The 20755-nt window shown below is 74.4% G+C and carries 17 protein-coding genes and 2 pseudogenes; 6 read left to right on the forward strand and 13 right to left on the reverse strand.

Going from position 1 to position 20755, the window contains the following annotated elements; genetic code table 11:
• Positions 1-90: 90 nt before the first annotated feature.
• Complete coding sequence (locus tag ACZ4IF_RS09105; protein ID WP_095937573.1) at positions 91-894, reverse strand: ABC transporter ATP-binding protein; 804 nt, start codon at positions 892-894, stop codon at positions 91-93.
• 179 nt (positions 895-1073) lie between these two features.
• On the opposite strand from ACZ4IF_RS09105, the gene ACZ4IF_RS09110 reads away from it, so the two are divergent.
• Positions 1074-2285 (forward strand): PucR family transcriptional regulator, encoded by a 1212-nt coding sequence (locus ACZ4IF_RS09110; RefSeq protein WP_467560958.1) that lies wholly within the window; start codon positions 1074-1076, stop codon positions 2283-2285.
• Positions 2286-2439: 154 nt separating this feature from the next.
• Here ACZ4IF_RS09110 and ACZ4IF_RS09115 read toward each other — a convergent pair whose 3' ends face one another.
• A complete protein-coding gene (locus ACZ4IF_RS09115; RefSeq protein WP_467560960.1) occupies positions 2440-3591 on the reverse strand; it encodes a glycerate kinase in 1152 nt (383 codons plus the stop codon).
• A gap of 302 nt (positions 3592-3893) precedes the next feature.
• Here ACZ4IF_RS09115 and ACZ4IF_RS09120 point away from each other — a divergent pair, with 302 nt between their 5' ends.
• From ACZ4IF_RS09120 to ACZ4IF_RS09130, 3 genes are all read left to right on the forward strand, one after another.
• Entirely contained in the window at positions 3894-4973 is a 1080-nt protein-coding gene (locus tag ACZ4IF_RS09120; RefSeq protein WP_467560962.1) for an ADP-ribosylglycohydrolase family protein, read from the forward strand.
• 102 nt (positions 4974-5075) lie between these two features.
• Positions 5076-5567 (forward strand): NUDIX domain-containing protein, encoded by a 492-nt coding sequence (locus ACZ4IF_RS09125; protein ID WP_467560964.1) that lies wholly within the window; start codon positions 5076-5078, stop codon positions 5565-5567.
• Positions 5568-5632: 65 nt separating this feature from the next.
• Positions 5633-6376 (forward strand): SIR2 family NAD-dependent protein deacylase, encoded by a 744-nt coding sequence (locus ACZ4IF_RS09130; protein WP_467560966.1) that lies wholly within the window; start codon positions 5633-5635, stop codon positions 6374-6376.
• Between the two features lie 518 nt (positions 6377-6894).
• Here ACZ4IF_RS09130 and ACZ4IF_RS09135 read toward each other — a convergent pair.
• The 7 genes and pseudogenes from ACZ4IF_RS09135 to ACZ4IF_RS09165 all read right to left on the reverse strand — a co-directional run bounded on the left by ACZ4IF_RS09135 (position 6895) and on the right by ACZ4IF_RS09165 (position 13268).
• Entirely contained in the window at positions 6895-7383 is a 489-nt protein-coding gene (locus ACZ4IF_RS09135) for a methylated-DNA--[protein]-cysteine S-methyltransferase (protein WP_467560968.1), read from the reverse strand.
• Between the two features lie 40 nt (positions 7384-7423).
• The gene (locus ACZ4IF_RS09140) at positions 7424-8893 is read right to left on the reverse strand and encodes an AlkA N-terminal domain-containing protein (RefSeq protein ID WP_467561140.1); all 1470 of its coding nucleotides are present in this window, start codon (positions 8891-8893) and stop codon (positions 7424-7426) included.
• Between the two features lie 101 nt (positions 8894-8994).
• A pseudogene (locus ACZ4IF_RS09145) lies at positions 8995-9284 on the reverse strand (heavy metal translocating P-type ATPase); the annotation flags it as partial.
• A 20-nt stretch (positions 9285-9304) separates the two neighbouring features.
• The gene (locus ACZ4IF_RS09150; RefSeq protein ID WP_467560970.1) at positions 9305-10234 is read right to left on the reverse strand and encodes a M48 family metalloprotease; all 930 of its coding nucleotides are present in this window, start codon (positions 10232-10234) and stop codon (positions 9305-9307) included.
• Between the two features lie 68 nt (positions 10235-10302).
• A pseudogene (locus ACZ4IF_RS09155) lies at positions 10303-10668 on the reverse strand (BlaI/MecI/CopY family transcriptional regulator); the annotation flags it as partial.
• 159 nt (positions 10669-10827) lie between these two features.
• Positions 10828-11763 carry a lysylphosphatidylglycerol synthase domain-containing protein gene (locus ACZ4IF_RS09160; protein ID WP_467560972.1) on the reverse strand — a complete coding sequence of 312 codons (936 nt, stop codon included), beginning with the start codon at positions 11761-11763 and terminating at the stop codon, positions 10828-10830.
• The gene (locus ACZ4IF_RS09165; RefSeq protein WP_467560974.1) at positions 11760-13268 is read right to left on the reverse strand and encodes a hypothetical protein; all 1509 of its coding nucleotides are present in this window, start codon (positions 13266-13268) and stop codon (positions 11760-11762) included. The genes ACZ4IF_RS09160 and ACZ4IF_RS09165 overlap by 4 nt, the downstream gene beginning before the upstream one ends.
• 219 nt (positions 13269-13487) lie before the next feature.
• Here ACZ4IF_RS09165 and ACZ4IF_RS09170 point away from each other — a divergent pair, with 219 nt between their 5' ends.
• Positions 13488-13871 carry a BlaI/MecI/CopY family transcriptional regulator gene (locus ACZ4IF_RS09170; RefSeq protein ID WP_467560976.1) on the forward strand — a complete coding sequence of 128 codons (384 nt, stop codon included), beginning with the start codon at positions 13488-13490 and terminating at the stop codon, positions 13869-13871.
• 147 nt (positions 13872-14018) lie between these two features.
• Here the strand turns inward: ACZ4IF_RS09170 and ACZ4IF_RS09175 are convergent, their stop codons facing one another.
• From ACZ4IF_RS09175 to ACZ4IF_RS09190, 4 genes are all read right to left on the reverse strand, one after another.
• Positions 14019-14540, reverse strand: a complete 522-nt coding sequence (locus tag ACZ4IF_RS09175) for an O-acetyl-ADP-ribose deacetylase (protein ID WP_359495116.1) — start codon at positions 14538-14540, stop codon at positions 14019-14021.
• The gene (locus ACZ4IF_RS09180) at positions 14537-15946 is read right to left on the reverse strand and encodes a phytoene desaturase family protein (protein ID WP_467560978.1); all 1410 of its coding nucleotides are present in this window, start codon (positions 15944-15946) and stop codon (positions 14537-14539) included. Before ACZ4IF_RS09180 ends, ACZ4IF_RS09175 begins: the two co-directional genes overlap by 4 nt.
• 772 nt (positions 15947-16718) lie before the next feature.
• Positions 16719-17558, reverse strand: a complete 840-nt coding sequence (locus tag ACZ4IF_RS09185; protein ID WP_467560980.1) for an inositol monophosphatase family protein — start codon at positions 17556-17558, stop codon at positions 16719-16721.
• 87 nt (positions 17559-17645) lie between these two features.
• Complete coding sequence (locus ACZ4IF_RS09190; protein ID WP_467560982.1) at positions 17646-19475, reverse strand: gamma-glutamyltransferase family protein; 1830 nt, start codon at positions 19473-19475, stop codon at positions 17646-17648.
• 211 nt (positions 19476-19686) lie between these two features.
• Here ACZ4IF_RS09190 and ACZ4IF_RS09195 point away from each other — a divergent pair, with 211 nt between their 5' ends.
• Positions 19687-20751: a lipoate--protein ligase family protein gene (locus tag ACZ4IF_RS09195; protein WP_467561142.1), complete on the forward strand. Its 1065-nt coding sequence runs from the start codon at positions 19687-19689 to the stop codon at positions 20749-20751.
• Positions 20752-20755: the final 4 nt, after the last annotated feature.

The raw sequence follows: 20755 nt of genomic DNA on the forward strand, positions 1-20755 counted from the left end.
CGCGTCGCCCGGCACGGCGACGTCGGAGGAGGGCCGGTCCTTGGCGGGGCCGGGTGTTGCGGCTGTTTCAGGTGTTTCCACTGGTGCTGTTCACCCCTTCCAGCGGGACAGGGCCGGCAGGCCGCCCGCTCGGGACACGTCGGCCGCCGCGTCCTCGTCGGTCACGCCCAGATAGCGGCGGCGCACCTCGTCGGAGGCGGCGAGCGTGTCCGCGGGGCCGGAGAGGGTCACCTCCCCCACCTCCAGGACGTAGGCGCGGGAGGCCAGCCGCAGGGCGAGCGCGGCGTTCTGCTCGACGAGCAGGACGGAGGTGCCCTGTTCGTTGATCTCCCGCACGGTGTCCGCGATCCGCGCGGCCATCAGCGGGGCGAGCCCGAGCGACGGCTCGTCGAGGAGCAGCACCTTCGGGGAGCCCATGAGGGCCCGGCCGACCGCGAGCATCTGCTGTTCGCCGCCCGAGAGCAGTCCCGCCCGCTGCTGGGCCCGGTCGGCGAGGACGGGGAAGAGGTCGTGCACACGGCGCAGGGCGCGGGCCCGCTCCGCCCGGCCGCCCGAGCCGCCGAGCGCGCCGGCACGCAGATTGTCCGCGACCGTCATCCGGGCGAACACCCGTCGCCCCTCCGGGACTTGGGACACGCCGGCGGCGACCACGCGTTCCGGGGGCAGCCGGTCCAATGGGCGCCCGCCCAGCGAGACCGTGCCGCCGGTCACCGCTCCCCCGTGGAAGGAGAGGGTCCGGCACACCGCCCGCAGCAGCGTCGACTTTCCCGCGCCGTTGCTGCCGAGAACCGCCACCACGGCGCCTTCGGGCACCTCCAGCGACACCTGGCGCAACGCGCGCACGGGGCCGTATCCGACCGACAGATCCCGCACGAGCAGAGCGGATCCGCCCATGGCACCTCCCTTTCCTCGCTCGGTGTGGCGCTCACCTCAGCACCGGCGGGGACGCCCGTCCACGGGGTGCGGACGAAACGCGGCGGGAGCCCAGAGGTGACGTCGGCCGGTTGTGCGCGCGCACAACACCGCGTGTCAGGGGCCTGTCCGGCAGGGTGCCGCAGTGGCATCCTCCGGCCATGGGACGGCGCAGACCGCGGACCGGTCATGACTGGAAACTGCTCGGGGAGTCCTGTACGGCGCTGCTGGAGCGACTGCCCGAGCTCGTCGACGAGCACCTGCGTCAGCTCGCCGAGCACTCACCGGTCTACGGGCAGGTGCTGCCGTACGACCAGCAGTGGCAGGAGGCGGAGACGGCGATGCGTATCGGCATCCAGACGATCTCGGCACCGCGGGACTCCCCGCGCCGCGATCTGGAGCACGCCGAGGACGCGGGGCGCCGCCGCGCCCAGCAGGGACTTCCTCTGGAACTCCTGGTCCACGCCTACCGTGCCGCGGGCTATCTCGTGTGGGACGCCCTGCTGGAGGGTGCTGCCGGCCGGGAACCGGAACGGCTCGCGGTGCTGATGCGGTCCGCGACGATGGTGTGGGCGGCCGTGGACGCGCAGGCCGCCATCGCCTCCGAGGCCTACCTCGCGACCGAGAAGGAGCTGCGGCGCCGCACCGACGAGCAGTTGCAGGCCCTGCTCGACGCCCTGCTCGAAGGCAAGGAGGCACCCGGGCTGGCGGCGCGGGCCGCCGCGGGGCTCGACCTGCCGGAGCAGGGGCCGTACGCCGTGGTGGTGCTGCGGCCCGACCGCCGCGACGGACGGGACGCGTTCCCCCGGCCCATGCGGGGAGCGGGGCTGCGTTTCATCTGGCGGATGCGGACGGACTGCGAGGTAGGTGTGGTCGCGCTGGGCCCGGGGCAGGGCCTGGACGCCGTGGCGCAGCTGCTGGACGGACGCCGTGCGGGGCCGGGCGGCATCAGTCCGGTGGTGTCGGGCCTCGCCGAGCTGGGCCGGGCGCGGCGGATGGCCGAGCTGGCGTTACGCACCTGTCCGCCGGACGCGACACATGTCGTACGCCTCGACCGGCGGATGCCGACGGCGCTGGTGGTGAGCCAGCCGGAGCTGGCGGGGCAGCTCGTGTCGGACGTGTTCGGCGAGCTGCTGACGCTGGACCCGGCGGACCGGGCGGTGCTGCTGGAGACGCTCGACGTGTGGCTGGCCTGCGAAGGCTCCGCGGGCCGTGCGGCAGGGCAGCTGTACTGCCACCGCAACACGGTCTTCAACCGGCTGCGGCGGCTGGAACAGCTGACGTCGAGGTCCCTGGCCCGGCCCCGGGACCTGATCGAGATGACGCTGGCGCTGGACGCGTACCGGCTGGCCGGGGGCGGGGCGGCGGCCTGAGGCGGCACGGAGCCCTCCGGCCGGGGCGAGCGCCGCCCCCGCACCACGGATCCCGCCCCTCCGGCCGCGCCCGTACCCAGGGAGCACTGCCCGGGTGGTGGGGGCCCCGCCGTCTCGGAGAGGTCACCCCCCGGCCGCGGCCGGGCACGGCGTCTCAGCCGAGGAAGTCCCGCCCGATGTTCTCCGCGACCCGTTCCAGGATGGGACCGGCGTCCGCGATGCACTTCGCGACGTCGGGCTCGACCTCCGTCAGCGGGTACGCCCGCCTGATGCCGGCCTGTCCGAGCGCCTCGGGGGGAAGGGCGAGGCGCCCGCAGACCGCGACGACCTCCTTGCCCGCCGCGCGTGCGGCGGCGGCGACGCCTGCCGGGGCCTTGCCGTGCAGGGTCTGTTCGTCGAGCGAGCCCTCACCGGTGACGACGAGGTCGGCGCGGTCGAGGGCCGGTGCGAAGCCGAGGACGTCGAGCATGACCTCGATGCCGGGGCGGAAGCGGGCCCCGAGGACGAGCGCCCCGTACCCGATGCCGCCCGCCGCACCGGCGCCGGGTGCGGCCGCGTACTCGGCGGCCCGGGCACCGATCGCCTGCTCCAGGACCGTGGCGAAGTGGGCGAGCGCGGCGTCGAGGGCGGCCACGTCGTCGGGGCTCGCGCCCTTCTGGGGGCCGTAGACGGCCGGGGCGCCCTTGGGACCCGTCAGCGGGTTGTCCACGTCACTGGCGAGCACGAAGTCGACCGAGGACAGCCGGGCGTCCAGCGCGGAGAGGTCCGCGCTCGCCACGTCGCGCAGCGCCGCACCGCCGGGTGCGACCGGCTCGCCGTCCGCGTCCAGGAAGCGCGCTCCCAGCGCGGCCAGCATGCCCGCGCCGCCGTCCGTCGTGGCGCTGCCCCCGACGCCGAACACGAGGGTGCGCGCACCGGCGTCCAGCGCGGCGCGCAGCAGCTCGCCCGAGCCGTACGTCGACGCGGTGAGCGGCGCGAAGACCCCGGCGGGCAACCGCTGCAGCCCGCTCGCCTCGGCCATCTCGACCACCGCGGTGTCTCCGCGCAGCGCGTAGGCCGCGGTCACCTCGTCGCCGAGCGGCCCCGCGACACGCAGCTCACGCCGCTCGAACCCGGCCGCGACCGCCGCGTCCACGGTCCCGTCGCCTCCGTCGGCCACGGGCAGCGCCTCGACCTCGGCGCGCGGCGCGACCCGGCGCAGTCCGGCCGTCACCCGTTCCGCGACCTGCACGGCCGTCAGCGATCCCTTGAACTTGTCCGCGGCGATGAGCACACGCGGGGTCCGATTCACTGCAGCGTCCGCCACCTTGCATTCCCCTTGCTTTCCGGGCCTTGCTCACGTCAAGGCAGTCGCGCCGCTGCGACCTTAACCGGAGGAAGCCCCCGCCGTCATGCCCCGCCCACCTGCCGGAACCGTCCCGCTCCGTGGACCGCGACGGTCCGATCCGTGGATCACGGCGTACGGCCCGGTCCACGCCGCGAGGGGTCCGGCACCCGGCGGCGTCGGGCGGCCCGGGACGGGCGACGCGACGGAGCCGTCCGGCGCCCGGAGGCACCAGCCTCGCCGAACACCGCGCGTGGCCGCCCGTAATTGGGTAAACCGGAGCTATGACCCCTGTGGGCACTGAGCTCGCGGACCGCGTCCTCGGGGGCTGGCTGGGCCGGATCGCGGGCAACATGCTCGGCAAGCCGGTCGAGCAGGGCGACCACTGGACGCGGGATCGCATCGACCGCTATCTGCGGCAGGCCGCGGCCCTGCCGCTCACCGACTACCTCCCCGAGCCGGCCGATGACGGCACCGGCGAGGAGTTCGCGCTGCGCCCGGAGTGGCGGCAGTGCGTGCGCGGCCGTATCCACGGCAGCTGCCGTGACGACGACGTGGACTACGCGATCCTCGGGCTGGACCTGCTGGAGACCCACGGGTTCTCCTTCAGCACCGAGCAGGTGGGCGACCTGTGGCTGCTGCGGCTGCCGTATCTGCAGACGTTCACGGCGGAGCGCGCCGCGTACCGCAATCTCGCGAACGGGCTGAAACCGCCGCTGACGGCCACCTACGACAATCCGTACCAGGAGTGGATCGGGGCACTCATCCGCGCCGACGTCTACGGCTGGACCTGCCCGGGCCTGCCGCGCCGCGCGGCCTCCCTGGCCCGCCGGGACGCCGTCCTGTCGCACACGGGCAACGGCGTGTACGGGGCGATGTGGGCGGCCGCGCTGGTCTCGGCGGCGTTCACGGCACCGACCGTGCGGCACGCACTGGACACGGCGCTGACGGTGATCCCCGCGAGCAGCCGCCTCGCCCGCACGGTGCGCCGGGTGCTGACGCTCCACGAGACCCGGATGACCTGGGAGGACACGCTCAGCACGGTCGCCGAGGAGACCGCGGGCCTCGGCTGGATCCACACCGTCCCGAACGCCGCGGTCCTCACGGCGGGGCTGCTCTACGGCGACGGGGACTTCACCCGCACCATCACACTGACCGTCCGCGGCGGCCTGGACACCGACTCGAACGGCGCGACGGCGGGCTCGGTCGCCGGGGTCCTGTGCGGGGCGGACGCGGTCCCGGAGCAGTGGAAGGACCCTCTGGAGGACACCGTGCGCAGTGCGGTGTTCGGCTTCGACGGGGTGCGGATCAGTGAGCTCGCGTCCCGCACGGTCGCTGTCGCCGAGGCCGGGAACGGTTCCTGAACCCCTGAGCCCCCGGGCCGGTGCCCGAACTCACGTGACTGAGCCCGCACTTCGCGCAGGTGAGTCCGGGGGCCGGCGGCGCAGGCTGGTTACCCTTCGGGCATGACCACTCCGGACTTCGCCACGTACATCGCGGGTCTGCCCCGCATCCTCGCCGGGGCAGCCGCCCTGTTCCGCGACGCCGAGGGACGGGTGCTGCTCGTCGAACCGAACTACCGGGAGGGCTGGGCCCTGCCGGGCGGCACCGTCGAGTCGGACGACGGGGAGACCCCGCGGCAGGGTGCGCGCCGGGAGACCGCCGAGGAGATCGGACTGGACGTCGGCCTGGGCCGGCTGCTCGCGGTCGACTGGGTGCACGGGACGGCGCGGCCCCCGCTGGTGGCCTATCTGTACGACGGCGGCGTCCTCGACGAGAGCGCGCTCAAGTCGATCCGCCTCCAGGAGGAGGAACTGCTGTCCTGGCGCCTGGTGCCGTGCGAGGAACTGGCCGACCACCTGCCGGGTGCCCTGGGCCGACGGGTCCTGGCCGCCCTCGACGTCCTGGCGGACGGCGGGGGCACGGTGGAGCTGGAGAACGGCCACCGGGTGGGCTGACCGGACGCTCGCCCGCCCGCGATATCCGTTCGACCCGCTCCCCGGCCCGACCTACCCTCGGTCCCATGAACAGGCCCCTCGTCGCCATTCTGAGCGGCGCCGGTATCAGCACGGACTCCGGAATCCCCGACTACCGCGGTCCTCAGGGGCTGTGGCGGCGGGATCCCGAGGCCGAGAAGCTCGTCACCTACGAGTACTACATGGGTGATCCGGAGATCCGGCGCCGCTCGTGGCAGATGCGGCGCGGGAACCGGGCGCTGGAGGCCGAGCCGAACGCGGCGCACCGGGCGGTGGCCGAGCTGGAGCGGTCCGGGGTACCGGTGCGGGTGATCACGCAGAACGTGGACGGGCTGCACCAGCTGGCGGGCATGCCGGCGCGCAAGGTGCTCGAACTGCACGGCACCGCGCGGGCCGTGGTGTGCACCGAGTGCCACGCGCGGGCGCCGATGGAGGACGCTCTCGCGCGCGTCGAGGCCGGCGAGGACGATCCGCCGTGCCTGGAGTGCGGCGGCATCCTCAAGTCGGCGACCGTCATGTTCGGCGAGCGCCTCGACCCGGTCGTCCTCGGCGAGGCGGTCGCGATCACCAAGGCCTGTCAGGTGTTCATCGCGGTCGGGAGCAGCCTCCAGGTGCAGCCGGCCGCCGGGCTCGCGGGGGTCGCCGCCGATCACGGGGCACGGCTGATCATCGTCAACGCCGAGCCGACGCCGTACGACGACCTCGCCGACGAGGTCGTACGGGAACCGATCGGCACGGCGCTGCCCGAGCTGCTGCGGGGGCTGGGGAGCCAGGGCGTTCCGTTCGGATGATCGGATCGCCGGTCCGGTGTGTCGTCGGCCGATGCGTGGTGGGCGCGGATCGGGCGGTTGCTCCCGCACCGGACGCCGCCGCGGGGTGGTCGCTGTCGGAGCACGCCCACCACCCCGGCGCCGTTCTCCGCCGTGGGGGCTGTGTGCGCCGAGCCGCCGGAAGGGGTTCGCCCGGAGGCGTCACTCTCTTTGTGGCTGCTGTCCGGCCCGCCGTCGGATGTGGCTTCCGCCATGAACCAAGGCTACGAGTTCCTGACGAGGGGCGCGCATGGCTGAGCGCCGTACGAGTGCCACGGACGGCCGGCGCCGTCGGCGGCTGCGGTTTCTCCTGGCCGGACACCAGGTGGCCAGGGCCGCCGGGCCGGCCGGGGCCCCCTTTGCGGGCCCCGGCCGCATGTCGGTGGGCCCGCACGATCGTGGCGTCCACCGACACCGCCCACGCCAGGTTCTCGTCGATCAGTCGACGCCAGACCGGACCGACGATCCGATGATCTGACGAGACACCCCGGGGTCAGGCCTCAGAAGAGGGCTCCTCCGCTCTCGAAGTCGAGCAGTCGCTTCTTGCGGTCCAGGCCGCCGCCGTATCCGGTGAGGCTGCCGTCGGCACCGACGACACGGTGGCACGGCACGATGATGCCGATGGGGTTCTTGCCGTTGGCGAGGCCCACCGCGCGAGAGGCACCGGGACTGCCGAGGGCGTCGGCGAGGTCGCCGTACGAACGGGTCTCGCCGTAGGGGATGCGGCGCAGCTGGTCCCACACGCTGCACTGGAACGGCGTTCCCCGCAGGCTCAGTTCGAGGGTGAACTCCTTCAACTCTCCCTCGAAGTAGGCCTCCAGCTGGTCGGCCGCCTCGTCGAAGAGCGAGTCGTCGCGGTCGCCGAAGGTCTCGTCCGACGGACGATGGCGCTGGCCCACCATGTAGAGGTGGGACAGGACACCGTCCGTGGCGACGAGGGTCAGGGGTCCGTACGGGCTGTCGAGCACTGTGTGCCGTTTCGCTGTCATGTCGCGGAAGGTCCTTGGTCGTTGGTCCTTGATCCTGGGGTCACACGGGGAGGAAGTTGATCGGGTGGCCGTCCGTCGCCCACAGGTACTGGACGGCGTACGCCCGCCACGGCCGCCAGGCCGCCGCGCGAGCGGTGAGTGCCGCGGGCGTGGAGGGCAGGCCGAGCTCCTGCGCGGCACGGCGGATGCCGAGGTCGGTGGGCAGGAACGCGTCGGGGTCGCCCAGCGCCCGCATCGCGATGACGTCGACCGTCCAGGGGCCGAAACCCGGCAGGGCGAGCAGCCGGGCCCGGCTCTCCTCCCAGTCGCTCTCGACTCCCAAGTGGAGTCTCTTGTCGGCGAGTTGGGTCACCAGCGTGGTGAAGGTGGTCCGCCGGGTGCGCGGCATGGCCAGCGACTCGGGGTCGACGGCGGCGAGCGCATCGGGCGTCGGGAAGAGATGGGTGAGACCGCCCTCCGCGTCGTCGACGGGATCGCCGTGCGCGGTGACCAGGCGGGCGGCGTGGGTGCGGGCGGCGGCAGTGGAGACCTGCTGGCCCAGCACGGCGCGTACGGCGAACTCCGCCTCGTCGACCGTGCGCGGCACCCGCCGGCCGGGCGCCTTGTCGACGAGCGGGGCGAGCAGCGGGTCGGCGCGCAGCCGGTCGTCGACGGCGACCGGGTCGGCGTCGAGGTCGAGCATGCGGCGGCAGCGGCTGATCGCGACGGGCAGATCGCGCAGGTCGCTGAGGGTGAGCCGGCACGCGATGTGGTCCGGCATCGGCGTCAGCGCGGCGATCCCGTGTCCGTACGGGAGCCGCAGGGTCCGCCGGTACGCCCCGTCGCGCCACTCCTCCACGCCGGGTACGGCGGTCGCGGCGAGGTGGCCGAAGAGGTTGTCGGGGTTGAGCGGGGCGCGGAAGGGCAGCCGGAGGCTGAGCACGCCCGGTGTGGCGCCGACGCCGTTCTTCGGCCGGCGGGCGCGCAGTTCGCTCGGGGAGAGCGCGAAGACCTCACGCACGGTGTCGTTGAAGGTACGGATCGACGAGAAGCCTGCCGCGAAGGCGATCTCCGCCATCGGCAGGGGGGTGGTCTCGATGAGCAGCCGGGCGGTCTGGGCGCGCTGGGCCCGCGCGAGGGCGAGGGGTCCGGCGCCCAGCTCGGCGAGGAGCTGCCGTTCGATCTGGCGGGTGCTGTAGCCGAGCCGGCCGGCGAGGCCGGGTACGCCCTCGCGGTCGACGACGCCGTCACCGATCAGGCGCACCGCGCGGGCGACGACGTCGGCGCGCTGGTTCCACGCAGGAGAGCCGGGGCTGGTGTCGGGCCGGCACCGCTTGCAGGCCCGGAACCCGGCCTGCTGGCAGGCTGCGGCGCTCGGGTAGAAGGTCATGTTCTGCGGCTTCGGCGGTACGGCCGGGCAGCTGGGCCGGCAGTAGATCCGCGTCGTCAGCACCGCGGTGAAGAACCATCCGTCGAAACGCGCGTCCTTCGACTGGACGGCACGCACGCAGCGCTCGATGTCGGTGTGCATTCCGTTCCGCATGTCTCCAGCATCGGGCACCGGCGAGGGCGGGGCTGGCGAAAAAGCGACATGTACGTCGGCCTGCCTGCGGGCGCCCGGACCACCCCCTCTCGCCACGCGGACGCGCGCAGGAGCCGTGGCCCGTCTAGTCCGACCAGCGCGGTGGAACCCTCATGACCTGCGACGCCGAGCGGCAGTGGCAGGTCTCCGAGGAGGTCCCACAGGACCAGGACGGCGATGAACGCACCGGCGAGGTCGAGGCTCTGGACGACCAGGCGGTGGGCGTCCCGGGGCAGGCGCACGACGGCCGGGGGGAGAGGCGTACGACGGACAGGATCGCCGCGAGCTCGTCGCGGACCACGACGCTCGGCCTCAGCGACACGGCCGAGTGACGTCCCGCCGGGCGGGACACGGGTGGGGTCAGCGGGCCGCTTCGCCCTGAGCCACCTCGACCTGGTGGTGGAAGGCGAGCACCCCGGCCGCCGAGGCGCCGGCCGACACGCAGGCGCAGGCGAGCACGAGCAGGACCGGCCAGGAGGCGGCGCGGGAGCGGCGCCGGGGAGCGGCGAGGAGGGCGGCGACGCGCCGGGGCACGGGCCCCGTGGTGACCGCGGGGGCGAAAGCGGGGCGGTCCGAGCGGGCCGCCTGCGTGGCCAGCGCGGCACGGGCGATGGCGCGCGCGGTCAGCTTCCGGTCCCCCACCACGGCGGCAGCGGCCTCGTCGGCGGCGCGCTCCGCGGCGAGTGCGACGGCCGCACGGACCGGGCGCAGACCTGGGTGGCAGTGCGCGGCGAGCTCGGCCGCGAGGAGGAAGCGGTGGTGACCGTAGTTGTTGTGGGCGCGTTCGTGGGCGAAGAGCACCTCGCGTTCGCGGGGGGCGAGGCTGCGGAGCATCGCGGTGGTGACGACGATGCGGTGCGGGCGGCCCGGCAGGGCGTAGGCGTCCGGGTGCGGTGAGTCGATGACGCACAGGTCGCCCGCGGCGGGGCGGCGGTCGGCCTGGGTCCGGGCCACCCGGAAGGCACGGAGCTGGCGCGCGGCGGAGCGGGCGAGGGTCCAGGCTCCGACGGTGAGCACGCCGGTGGCGCCCGCGGCGGCGGGCAGGACGACCAGGTCGGACGCGGTGCGCAGCGGATGGACGAGTTCGCCGAGGCTCGCGAGGACCGGCACCTCGAGCAGGCCGTTGAGGACGAGGGCGCCGAGCGCCGCCACGGACGCGCCGGCCAGCACGAGGACCGCGCAGGTCAGCATCCACAGCGCGGTCACCGGCGCGAGCCGGTCGAGACAGCGGCGGGCCAGCGGCGGTAGCGCGAAGGGCAGGAACAGCGGAAGGAAGAACAGGGTCGTCATCGCCCACCCGATTCCGGCAGGCCGTCCCCGCCGGGCTCCGTCGGACCGTGCTCGGCCGTCCCCTGGAAGTCGTCGGACTCCAGCAGATCGCGCAGGAGGCGTTCGTCGTCGGGGCTGAGCTGGGCGACGAACCGGGCCAGGGCGGTCCCCCGGTCGTCGTCGCGGTCCAGTTCGGTGTGCATGCGCCGGGCGGTCAGACCGTGCGGGTCCTGGACGGGGAAGTAGGCGTAGCCGCGGCCCTGGCGCTCACGGCCGACGATCCCCTTCTCGTGCAGCCGGGACAGGATCGTGGTCACCGTCGTCCGGGCGAGGCCGGAGTCCAGCTCCGCCTGGACGCGCCCGGGCGTCAGGGGTGCGCCCGCGGCCCAGAGGGCGGCCAGCACGCCGGCCTCGAGCTCGCCCGCCGGCCGGCGTTCGTCCTTCGCACTGCTCATCGGCACGATCCTCATCCCGTCATCGTCTACAGTCCAGTAGACCATCTACGGGATTGTAGTCACCGAGGTGCGCCTCGATGCTCCGACGGTACGCGCCCGTCACGCGTGAGCGGTCGCGCGCGGACGACCGCGCCCGTGGCCGGCCCGGTCCGCGACGGCTCACAGGACCCGGCGTCGCACCAGTACGCCCAGCGCCATGAGGCCCGGGAGCAGGGGCAGCCACGTGGTGAGCAGCCGGTAGCCGAGGACGGTGGAGGCCGCCGCGCTGCCGGACGCCCCCGCGAGAGCGAGCGCCAGGGCGAGGGCGGCGTCCAGCGAGCCGAGGCCGCCGGGAGTGGGCAGCAGGACGGCGGCACCGCTCGCGGCGAGGTAGGCCAGGGCCACCTCGGCCGGGGGCAGCGAAAGGCCGACGGACTGGGCCACGGCGACGACGACGGCCGCGTGCAGCCCGGCGAACGCCAGCGAGCCGCCCCACAACGCGGCCGCCCGTCCGGGGATCTCGTGCACCGCGCGGACGTCGGCGAGCACCGCCCGCAGCGCGCGCCGCAGGAGCCCCGAGAGCGCGATCACGGCGGTGGCGAGCAGCACGGCGGTCACGGCCCATGCCGTCGGCGGGACATGGGGAAGGCGCAGGGCGCCGGGGCAGGCGGGCGCCAGCGCGGCGATCAGCAGGGCGCGGGCCACGGCGCCGGCGGTCGCCTTGACCGCGAGCGCGGTCGCCGACCTGGGCATCGGCAGCCCGCACCGGTTCAGGAAGCGGAAATTGACCGCCCCTGATCCCAGTCCCGCGGGCAGCAGATGGCCGGCGGCGCAGGCCGCGAACTGGACCGCCACCAGGCGTCCGGTGGGCAGCGGCCGGACCACGGCGCCCTGTTGGGCGAGGGCCGAACATGCCCAGGTCGCCAGGGTGGCCGCGGCCGCCACGAGCAGCCAGCCGCGGTCGGCGTGGGCGATCCGGCCCGCCGCGGTCTCGATCACCGGCCGGTGACGCCAGGCCAGACATCCGGCGCCGAGCAGGACGGCCAGCGCGACCCCGGCCTGCCAAGGCGTCCGCCGGACGAGGGCGGTCGGGGCGGCGCCGGGTGGAGAACTCATGAGGCCCGGCCTCCCGCTCCGGTGGGGGCGAGGTAGGCGCGCAGGCCGCCGACGCTGTGGTGTTCCCAGGTCCGGGCGAACGCAGGCGGTCGCCCGCGCCGGGAGGTCAGCACCGCGACCGGCCGGCTCCGTCCGGTCCGCACGAGGGCCTGCTCGGTCGTGTTCGCGTTGTGCCCTGAGGTCGCGACGGACGCGCACCCGGCGCGGAAGGCGATCGGGACGGCGTCCCGGCCGGTCAGGACGCAGGGCGGCCGTACACCGAGCTCGCGCAGGTCGGCGGCGGCGCGGGCCCAGTCGCGACGGGAGTCCGTGGCGTCGCGGACGGTGTCCTCCAGCACGGCGTACTGGACCGCCAGATGGCCGGCGAGGCCGAGCACGACCGCGGTCACGGCCGCCGGGCGCCACAGACCGTGCGCGACGGTGACGAGACGGACGAGGGCGCCGGCGACCGGGAGGGAGAGGAGCGCGTAGGCGGGGAGCAGGAAGCGCGGGGCGGCGTAGCCGATCATGAACAGGTACGGGAAGGCGGCCGTCGCGGCGCAGGCCAGCGGGAGCAGCGTGTGCGCCGTGCGCCGGGCCCTGACCGCGGCCACGAGACCTGCCGCGGCCAGCGGGAGCAGCGCGAACCACCACACCAGCACGGCGGTGTCGGGCATCGCGCCGGTGCAGGGGCGGCACAGGATGCGTCCGCCCAGACTGCGCATCTGGTCGTCGACGGCGATGTTCCAGCCCAGGCCGCCCTGGATGCGGGAGCCCTCGGCGAGCCGCCGGCCGAGGCCGCCGTAGCCGATGTACGCCTCGACGACCCACTCGGCCGCGCCGGCAACCAGGCCCGCGACCAGCGCGACGGGCAGCCAGGGCCGTCCTCGGCGCAGCTCCGGCACCGCGAGGACGAGCAGCGGGAGGGTCGCCCAGACCGCGTCGGTGGGCCGCATCCATGCCATCAGCGCGGCGCCCAGCGCCACACCCCACAGCGCCGCCCGGTTCCGTGGCACGGCGCGTGCCCGCAGGAAGCAGGCGACGCACAGCAGGGCTCCGACGGCGACCCAGTAGTTGGGCATGGCCTGCGGGCCGTAGAAGAGGGTCACCCACAGGGTCGCGAACAGGGCGCCGGCCAGGGCGAGCAGCCGCGCCGGGAACAGATGCCGCCAGGCGCACAGCGCCACGAAGAGGCCGAGCCCCGACAGCAGGGCCAGCCACACCCGCAGGAGTGCCGTGGACGACGACCAGGAGGCGACGGGGGCGACGAGCAGGGGGACGCCGCGGGCGCGGGGTGCGCTGAAGAACGCCGCCGGCGCGTGCCCGCTGACCTGGCTGACGTAGACCGTCTCGTCCCAGCCGAGCCCCATGCCGGGCCCCACCAGCAGCAGTTGGGCCAGCGTGAAGGCGGCGGCCACCAGGGCGATCCCGCGCCGTCCGCCGGAGTGCCGAGCGGGCGGGTGGCCCGACGGCGGACCGGCCGCCCCTTCGGCACCGGCGAGCGGAACGTCCGCGGTCCTGACCATCGTCCACCCTTCAGCCCTACAAGCTGTAGGGTTCCCTCGCCCTACGCAACACAAGGCAGGGGCCAAATCCGTGAAATCATGGACAAATTACCGCGCGCCCCAGGGCCTCGCAGTCCGGGAACGGCATCCGGGGCGAGCGCCTCCACCCGCCCCGGTCCCCCGTCTCCCCCGAGACCCGGACCGGCCTCCGCTCCCCCTACGCGCTGTAAGGTGGCGACCATGGCTGGCACGAGCCCCCACGGCAGAGCGGACCGGCGCGGCGCGGGCGAGTTGGAGGGCGCGGTGCTCGCCACCCTCTGGGCCACCGAGGACGCCCTGACGCCCGCCGAGATCCAGGGCGAGATCGGCGGCGGTCTCGCCTACAACACCGTGCACACCATCCTCAAGCGCCTGTACGACAAAGGGTTGGTGCACCGCGACGTCGACGGGCGGCGCGGCGCCTACCGGCCCACGAAGGACGCGGCCGAGATGACCGCCGACGCCATGCACGAGGCGCTCGACCGCGGCCCCGATCCGATCGCCGCCCTCCGGCACTTCGTCACCGGGCTGAGCCCGCAGGAGGGAGCGGCCCTGCGCGAGCTGCTCGACGGGGACGTGCCGTGAGGATCGACGTCCATGCCGCGGACGTCTCCCTCGCCCGCGTCCCCTCCACCAGGTGACCGGCCCCTCGCCTCAGCTGCCGGCGGCCGGCGGCGGTGGGACGCCTTCCGTGGCGGCCGGCCGGGACACGGCCGGCCGGACCCCCGGCGGCTACTTCTCCCCGGAGGGGACCTGTGCGGCGAAGGCCTGGTAGGCGGACTCGTCGAAGAGGACGAAGGTGACCTCCTCGACGTCCGTCGGGGTGGCCCGGACCGTCTCCACGGCGATCCTGGCGGCGTCGTCCATCGGCCACCCGTAGATGCCGGCGGACACGGCCGGGAAGGCGACCGTGCGCGCGCCGAGTTCGTCGGCGACGCGCAGGGATTCGCGGTAGCAGGACGCGAGCAGCGCCGAGCGGTCGTCCTCGCGGCTGTACACCGGTCCCACGGTGTGGATCACCCAGCGCGCGTCCAGTTCGCCGGCGGTGGTGGCGACGGCCCGGCCGGTGGGCAGCCCCTTGCCGTACTGCGAGGCGCGCAGTTTGCGGCAGTCCTCGAGGATGGCGGGGCCGCCGCGGCGGTGGATGGCTCCGTCCACGCCTCCGCCGCCGAGCAGCGAGGAGTTCGCCGCGTTGACGACGGCGTCGACGCTCTGCCGGGTGATGTCGCCCTGGACCAGCTTGATCGCGGTCATGCCTGTCTGAGTCTCCTCCACACGGCCTTCGCCGCGTTGTGCCCCGACATGCCGTGGACGCCCGGGCCCGGTGGGGTGGCGGACGAACAGATGAAGACGGCCGGGTGGGGGGTGCTGTAAGGGAACAGGGACAGTCTGGGGCGCAGCAGGAGCTGAAGCCCGGAGGCGGCGCCGCAGGCGATGTCTCCGCCCACGTAGTTCGCGTTGCGAGCGGCAAGCTCCGGCGGGCCCGCTGTCGCGCGGGCGAGCACACGGTCGCGGAAGCCCGGCGCGAAACGCTCCAGCTGCCGCTCGATCGCGTCCGTGAGGTCACCGCTCCAGCCGTTCGGCACGTGTCCGTACGCCCAGAAGACCTGCTTGCCCTCGGGGGCGCGGGTGGGGTCGGCGACGCCGGGCTGCACGGTGATCAGGAAAGGCGTGTCCGGTGCCCGGTCCTCTCGGGAGGCCGCGTGCAGCGCGCCGGCGATCTCCGCACGACTGCCGCCGACCTGCACCGTACCGGCGGCGCGCGCTTCCTTCGCGGTCCAGGGCACGGGACCGTCCAGCGCGTAGTCGATCTTGAAAACGCTCGCCCCGTACCGGTAGTGCTCGTAGAACCGGCCGAGCCCCGCGATGCGGGCCAGGGCGGTGGGCGAGGTGTCGAAGACGTACGCGCGGGCGGGCGGCAGGTCGTCGAGGCGCTTGACCTCGTAGTCGGTGTGGACGGTGCCGCCGAGGTCCTTGAGGTACGCGGCGAGCGCGTCGGAGATGGACTGCGAGCCGCCGCGCGCGACCGGCCAGCCCCGGGCGTGCGCGGCCAGCGCGAAGACGAGGCCGACGGCACCGGTGGCGAAGCCGCCGAGCGGGGCGATCACATGGGCGACGAGGCCCGCGAACAGTGCCTGGGCCCGCTCGTCGCGGAAGCGGCGCATCAGCCAGGTCGACGGCGGCAGCCCCGTGAGGCCGAACCGGGCGAGGGTGACCGGGTCCCGGGGCAGCGCGGTCAGCGGCAGCGACATGAAGTCGTGGGCCAGCGTGTCCCACTTGGTGAGGAAGGGCGCGACCAGCCGGCGGTACGCCCCGGCGTCGCGCGGGCCGAACGACGCGGCCGTCTCGGCGACGGACCGCGACAGCACCGCCGCCGTGCCGTCCGTGAAGGGGTGCGCCATGGGCAGCTCGGCGTGCAGCCACTCCAGGCCGTACCGCTCCAGGGGCATCGCTCGGAACGCGGGCGAACTGATGCCCAGCGGGTGCGCCGCCGAGCACGGATCGTGGCGGAAGCCGGGCAGGGTCAGCTCTTCGGTCCGCGCTCCCCCGCCCACGGTGTCCCGGGCCTCGAAGACGGCCACGGAGAAGCCGCGGCGGGCCAGCTCCACGGCAGCGGTCAGTCCGTTCGGTCCCGCACCCACCACGACGGCATCGAGCATCGACGGCACCTTCGGACTCCTTTGTCAGCCGATGGCCACTGGGGATCAGGATATGCCGCAGGACCGACAGCCTTGGCGGCGCGGGGGGTTGGGAAGGGGACAGCTCCCGACGTGCGCGGGGCGGCCCACGCCCCCGGGGGTTCGGCGGAGGCACCGGCGAGCTCCCCGGGCCCGCCCGGCAGTGCCCTGGTCCCGGCGCCGTCGGCTCCCTGTCCCGGTCGCGCTCGGCCCAGCGCCCGGACCGGGCCCGGCGGAACCTGGGTGCGTCCGGGGCAGGGCCGCGTCTTTTCGAGGGGTACCCTCCCCCATCGGGTTCGGGACGGCCGTGCACCCCGGAATCCGCACGGGCAGTGGTGCCCTCACCGGGGCCGGGGCGGCGGCGGACGCCGGGGACTGCGCCCCGGCAGGGGCTCGGGGCCGGGCCCCGCTCCGGGAGGGCGGACGCCGACCGGGCTGCAGCAGGCCTCGGTGTCGACCGGGCGGGCCGAGCACATCTACGCCGGCGAACGGGCCGACCGCCGGGCGGGCCCCGGAGTCACCCGCGGCCGAGCCCGTCGCCGGCGGGCTCGGTGTCGCCCCGGCCGGCCGACCTCACCGGCAGCCAGAGCCGGGGTCGCGGCCAGGGGTCGTCCCAGCCGGTCGAGCTCACCGGGACCGAAGAGGGCGGGGCGGCGGCCACGCAGGCCCCGGAGTCACCCCGGAAGGCCGAGCTCGCCGCCGATCGGGGCGGGGCGCTCCGGCCGGGAGGCGCCGGGCCCGGCGTCGGGTCGGCTCACGCCGACAGCAGGGCCACCACGCGGCGGGCCGTGGCCTCGTCCCTGGCCGCGGTGAACGGCAGCGCGTTGCCCCCCGTCACGCGGAACGGCTCGCCCGCGAGGGTCAGGTGGGCGCCACCCGCCTCCTCGACGAGGAGCAGGCCCGCGGCGTGATCCCACGCCGCCTCCCAGGAGAACGCGACCGCATCCAACTCCCCCCGTGCCAGGGCCAGATACTCAAGGCCGGCCGAGCCGCAGGGGCGCGGGACGACTCCCTCGGCGCGCAGGCCGAGCAGCGCGCGCTTCTGTTCGTCGGTGGTGTAGTCCGGGTGGGAGTGGGCGACGTCCAGGTCGCGGCCGGGCACCGGCGAGCCGGAGCGCAGGGGCACGCCGTCGAGGAAGGCTCCCCGTCCGCGTATCGCGACGGCGAACTCGTCGCGCGCGGGGGCGTACGTCCAGGAGGCGAGCACGACTCCGTCCCGGGCGAGCGCGACGAGCGTGCAGAAGCCGGGATCGCCGTGCACGAACTGCCGGGTGCCGTCGACGGGGTCGACGATCCAGACCGGCGCGGAGCCCTGTATCGCCTCGTAGGTGGCGGGGTCGGCGTGCACCGCTTCCTCGCCGACGACGACCGAGCCGGGCAGCAGTGCGGTGAGGACACCGGTCAGATACCGCTCGGCCTTGCGGTCGGCGTCCGTCACCAGGTCGTGCGGGCCGGACTTCTGGTCGATCTCGTGTGCTCCGAGCTGCCGGAAGCGGGGCATGATCTCGGCCGCCGCCGCCTCGCGGACCGCTTCTTCGACGTCGGAGCTGCGCCGGGCGAGAAACTCGTCGATGGTTTCGATGTCTTCGATCATGACTCCATGAGAGCACGCGCCGCTGACAATCCCCGCATGCCGGGTGCACTCCGGGTGGAATCCGGATGAACTCCGAGGGCCCCGTCCTCAGCGTCCGACCGCGTACCCCTGCATCCCGCGCGGATTCGCGGCGGCCGACAGCACGCCCGTCGCGGGGTCCCTCGCGACCGCGCACAGACGTCCCTCCGACCACGCCTCGCCGACCTGGACGTCGTGCCCACGGCGCCGCAGCTCCTCGACGACGGCCTCGTCCGTGCGGGACTCGACCGTAAGGCTGCCGGGATGCATGCCTCGCGGGTAGAAGGAGCCGGGGAAGCTGTCGTTGTGCCAGTTCGGGGCGTCGATCGCGCCTTGGAGGTCGAGGCCGCCGCGTACGGCGGGACGCAGCGCCACGGCCAGGAAGAAGTGCGTCTGCCACTGGTCCTGCTGGTCTCCGCCCGGTGTGCCGAACGCCATGACCGGGACGCCGTCACGCAGGGCGAGCGACGGGGTGAGCGTGGTGCGGGGACGGCGGCCCGGCGTGAGGGAGTTGGGCAGTCCCTCCTCCAGCCAGGTCATCTGGAGCCGCGTGCCGAGCGGGAAGCCCAGTTCGGGCACGACGGGGTTCGACTGGAGCCAGCCGCCGCTGGGTGTGGCGGCGACCATGTTGCCCCAGCGGTCGACGACGTCGAGGTGGCAGGTGTCGCCCCGGGTGCCGCCGTCGGCCGCGACCTCGGGTTCCGGGGCCGTGCGGGCCGGCCGTGCCACGGTGGGTTCGCCCGCGCCGGGCGCCGCGAGCGCGTCGAAGCCGGGTTCCCACGAAGCGGGCACGCGCGCGTGCCGGCTCAGCCGCGGGACACGCCCTCCTGGGCTGCCGGGACGCAGCTCGTACGACGCCTTGTCGCCGACGAGCGCCCGCCGCTCGGCGTTGTACGACTCGGAGAGCAGCTCGTCGAGCGGTACGTCGCCGGCGTCCCCGTACCAGGCCTCCCGGTCGGCCATGGCGAGCTTGCAGCCCTCGACGAGCAGGTGGACGTACTCGGCGGAGCCGTACGCGGGCAGTTCGGGCGGCAGCAGGGCCAGCTGCTGCAGCAGGACCGGGCCCTGGCTCCAGGGGCCCGCCTTGCACAGCGTCCAGCCGCGCCAGTCGTAGGTCGCGGGCGGTTCGTAGCCGGCGGACCAGCCCGCGAGGTCCGCGGCCGTCAGGGTGCCGGTGTGGCGCTCGCCGCTGGTGTCCAGGGTGGGGCGGCGGGCCTGGCGCACCAGGGCCTCGGCGATGAAGCCGGAGCGCCAGACCCGGCGCGCGGCCTCGATCTGTTCCACCCGGCCGGTCTCCTCGGAGACCTCGGCGAGGAGCCGGCGCCAGGTCGCGGCGAGCGCGGGGTTGCGGAACAGCTCGCCGGGGCGGGGCGCCCTGCCGTCCGGCAGGTACACCTCGGCCGAGGTCGTCCACTCCGTCTCGAACAGTTCGCGCACCGTCTCGACGGTCTCGCCGACGCGTTCCACGGGCGCGTGACCGTCCTCGGCGTATCCGATGGCGTACGCGAGGACGTCGGCGAGCGGCTTGGTGCCGTGGTCGCGCAGCAGGAGCATCCAGGCGTCGAAGGCGCCCGGCACGGCGGCGGCGAGCGGCCCGGTGCCGGGGACGAGGTCCAGACCGAGCCCTCTGTAGTGGGCGACCGTCGCTCCCGCGGGCGCGACGCCCTGCCCGCACAGCACCCGTACCTCGCCGCCGGCGGGGGCGAGGATGATCGGGACCTCGCCCGCGGGTCCGTTGAGGTGGGGTTCGACGACGTGCAGGACGAAGCCCGCGGCGACGGCGGCGTCGTACGCGTTGCCGCCGTCCTCCAGGACGGCCATCGCGGACTGCGAGGCGAGCCAGTGGGTCGAGGACACCATGCCGAAGGTGCCCTGGAGCGTCGGTCGGGTCGTGAACATGCCTGCCACCTCGCTGTGCCGAGCGATCAACCTCGCCCCCGACTATGGCACTTGCCGCGGCCCGGACGGCAGGGTGGGCCGCCCTGAGCGGACGGACGCCTTCCGGGACGTCCCACGGACCGGGTCCGCCGGTCCGGAAGAACCCGGAATGATCGGAATCATTCGCACCCGGCCGTCGTTGCTCCTCGTGGAACTGAACGGAGGCGGATCGGTGCACGGTGAGTACAAGGTCCCCGGCGGCAAGCTCGTCGTGGTGGATCTGGACGTCGAGGGCGCGGTGCTGCGCCACGCGCGCGTGGCGGGCGACTTCTTCCTCGAACCGGACGAGGCGCTGGACGCCGTCAATCATGCTCTGGAGGGTGCGCCGGCCGACACCGACGCGGCGGGTCTCGCCGCCCGCATCGACGCCGCGCTGCCCGAGGGCACGGTCATGTACGGCCTGACATCGGAGGGCATCGGGATCGCGGTGCGCCGGGCGCTGGCGCACGCCGCCGACTGGACGGACTACGACTGGCAGTTGATCCACGACGGGCCGCAGTCCCCGGCCCTGCACATGGCACTGGACGAGGTGCTGACCACGGAGGTGGCCGCGGGCCGGCGAGCGCCGACGCTGCGGGTGTGGGAGTGGGGCGCCCCGTCGGTGATCATCGGCAGTTTCCAGTCCCTGCGCAACGAGGTCGACCCGGCCGGTGCCGCCCGGCACGGCATCGAGGTGGTCCGCCGCATCTCCGGCGGCGGCGCGATGTTCGTGGAGCCGGGCAACACCATCACGTACTCGCTCTCGGTGCCGGAGGCCCTGGTCCAGGGTCTGTCGTTCCAGGACAGCTACGCCTATCTCGACGACTGGGTGCTGGGCGCGCTCGGTGACATGGGGATCAAGGCCTGGTACCAGCCGTTGAACGACATCGCGACGGATCAGGGGAAGATCGCGGGCGCCGCGCAGAAGCGGGTGGTCGGGCCCGGCGGGGGGCCGGGCGCGGTGCTGCACCACGTGACCATGTCGTACGACATCGACGCCGACAAGATGCTCGAAGTGCTGCGCATCGGGCGGGAGAAGCTCTCCGACAAGGGGACGAAGAGCGCGAAGAAGCGGGTCGACCCGCTGCGGCGGCAGACGGGACTGGGGCGCGAGGCGGTCATCGAGCGGATGATCGACTCGTTCCGCGGACGGTACGGGCTGGTGGACGGCAAGGTGACGCCGGAGGAGCTGGCTCGGGCGCAGGAGCTGGCCCGCTCGAAGTTCGGCGCCCCGGAGTGGACCGCGCGGGTGCCGTGAGCGG

Source organism: Streptomyces sp. NPDC025784, assembly GCF_055558435.1.

Bases quoted from the DNA above. Each gene is read 5' to 3' on its own strand.
- ACZ4IF_RS09105 (WP_095937573.1), bottom strand. From the start codon at position 894: ATGGGCGGATCCGCTCTGCTCGTGCGGGATCTGTCGGTCGGATACGGC.
- ACZ4IF_RS09110 (WP_467560958.1), top strand. From the start codon at position 1,074: ATGGGACGGCGCAGACCGCGGACCGGTCATGACTGGAAACTGCTCGGG.
- ACZ4IF_RS09120 (WP_467560962.1), top strand. From the start codon at position 3,894: ATGACCCCTGTGGGCACTGAGCTCGCGGACCGCGTCCTCGGGGGCTGG.
- ACZ4IF_RS09125 (WP_467560964.1), top strand. From the start codon at position 5,076: ATGACCACTCCGGACTTCGCCACGTACATCGCGGGTCTGCCCCGCATC.
- ACZ4IF_RS09130 (WP_467560966.1), top strand. From the start codon at position 5,633: ATGAACAGGCCCCTCGTCGCCATTCTGAGCGGCGCCGGTATCAGCACG.
- ACZ4IF_RS09135 (WP_467560968.1), bottom strand. From the start codon at position 7,383: ATGACAGCGAAACGGCACACAGTGCTCGACAGCCCGTACGGACCCCTG.
- ACZ4IF_RS09140 (WP_467561140.1), bottom strand. From the start codon at position 8,893: ATGCACACCGACATCGAGCGCTGCGTGCGTGCCGTCCAGTCGAAGGAC.
- ACZ4IF_RS09150 (WP_467560970.1), bottom strand. From the start codon at position 10,234: ATGACGACCCTGTTCTTCCTTCCGCTGTTCCTGCCCTTCGCGCTACCG.
- ACZ4IF_RS09160 (WP_467560972.1), bottom strand. From the start codon at position 11,763: ATGAGTTCTCCACCCGGCGCCGCCCCGACCGCCCTCGTCCGGCGGACG.
- ACZ4IF_RS09165 (WP_467560974.1), bottom strand. From the start codon at position 13,268: ATGGTCAGGACCGCGGACGTTCCGCTCGCCGGTGCCGAAGGGGCGGCC.
- ACZ4IF_RS09170 (WP_467560976.1), top strand. From the start codon at position 13,488: ATGGCTGGCACGAGCCCCCACGGCAGAGCGGACCGGCGCGGCGCGGGC.
- ACZ4IF_RS09175 (WP_359495116.1), bottom strand. From the start codon at position 14,540: ATGACCGCGATCAAGCTGGTCCAGGGCGACATCACCCGGCAGAGCGTC.
- ACZ4IF_RS09180 (WP_467560978.1), bottom strand. From the start codon at position 15,946: ATGCTCGATGCCGTCGTGGTGGGTGCGGGACCGAACGGACTGACCGCT.
- ACZ4IF_RS09185 (WP_467560980.1), bottom strand. From the start codon at position 17,558: ATGATCGAAGACATCGAAACCATCGACGAGTTTCTCGCCCGGCGCAGC.
- ACZ4IF_RS09190 (WP_467560982.1), bottom strand. From the start codon at position 19,475: ATGTTCACGACCCGACCGACGCTCCAGGGCACCTTCGGCATGGTGTCC.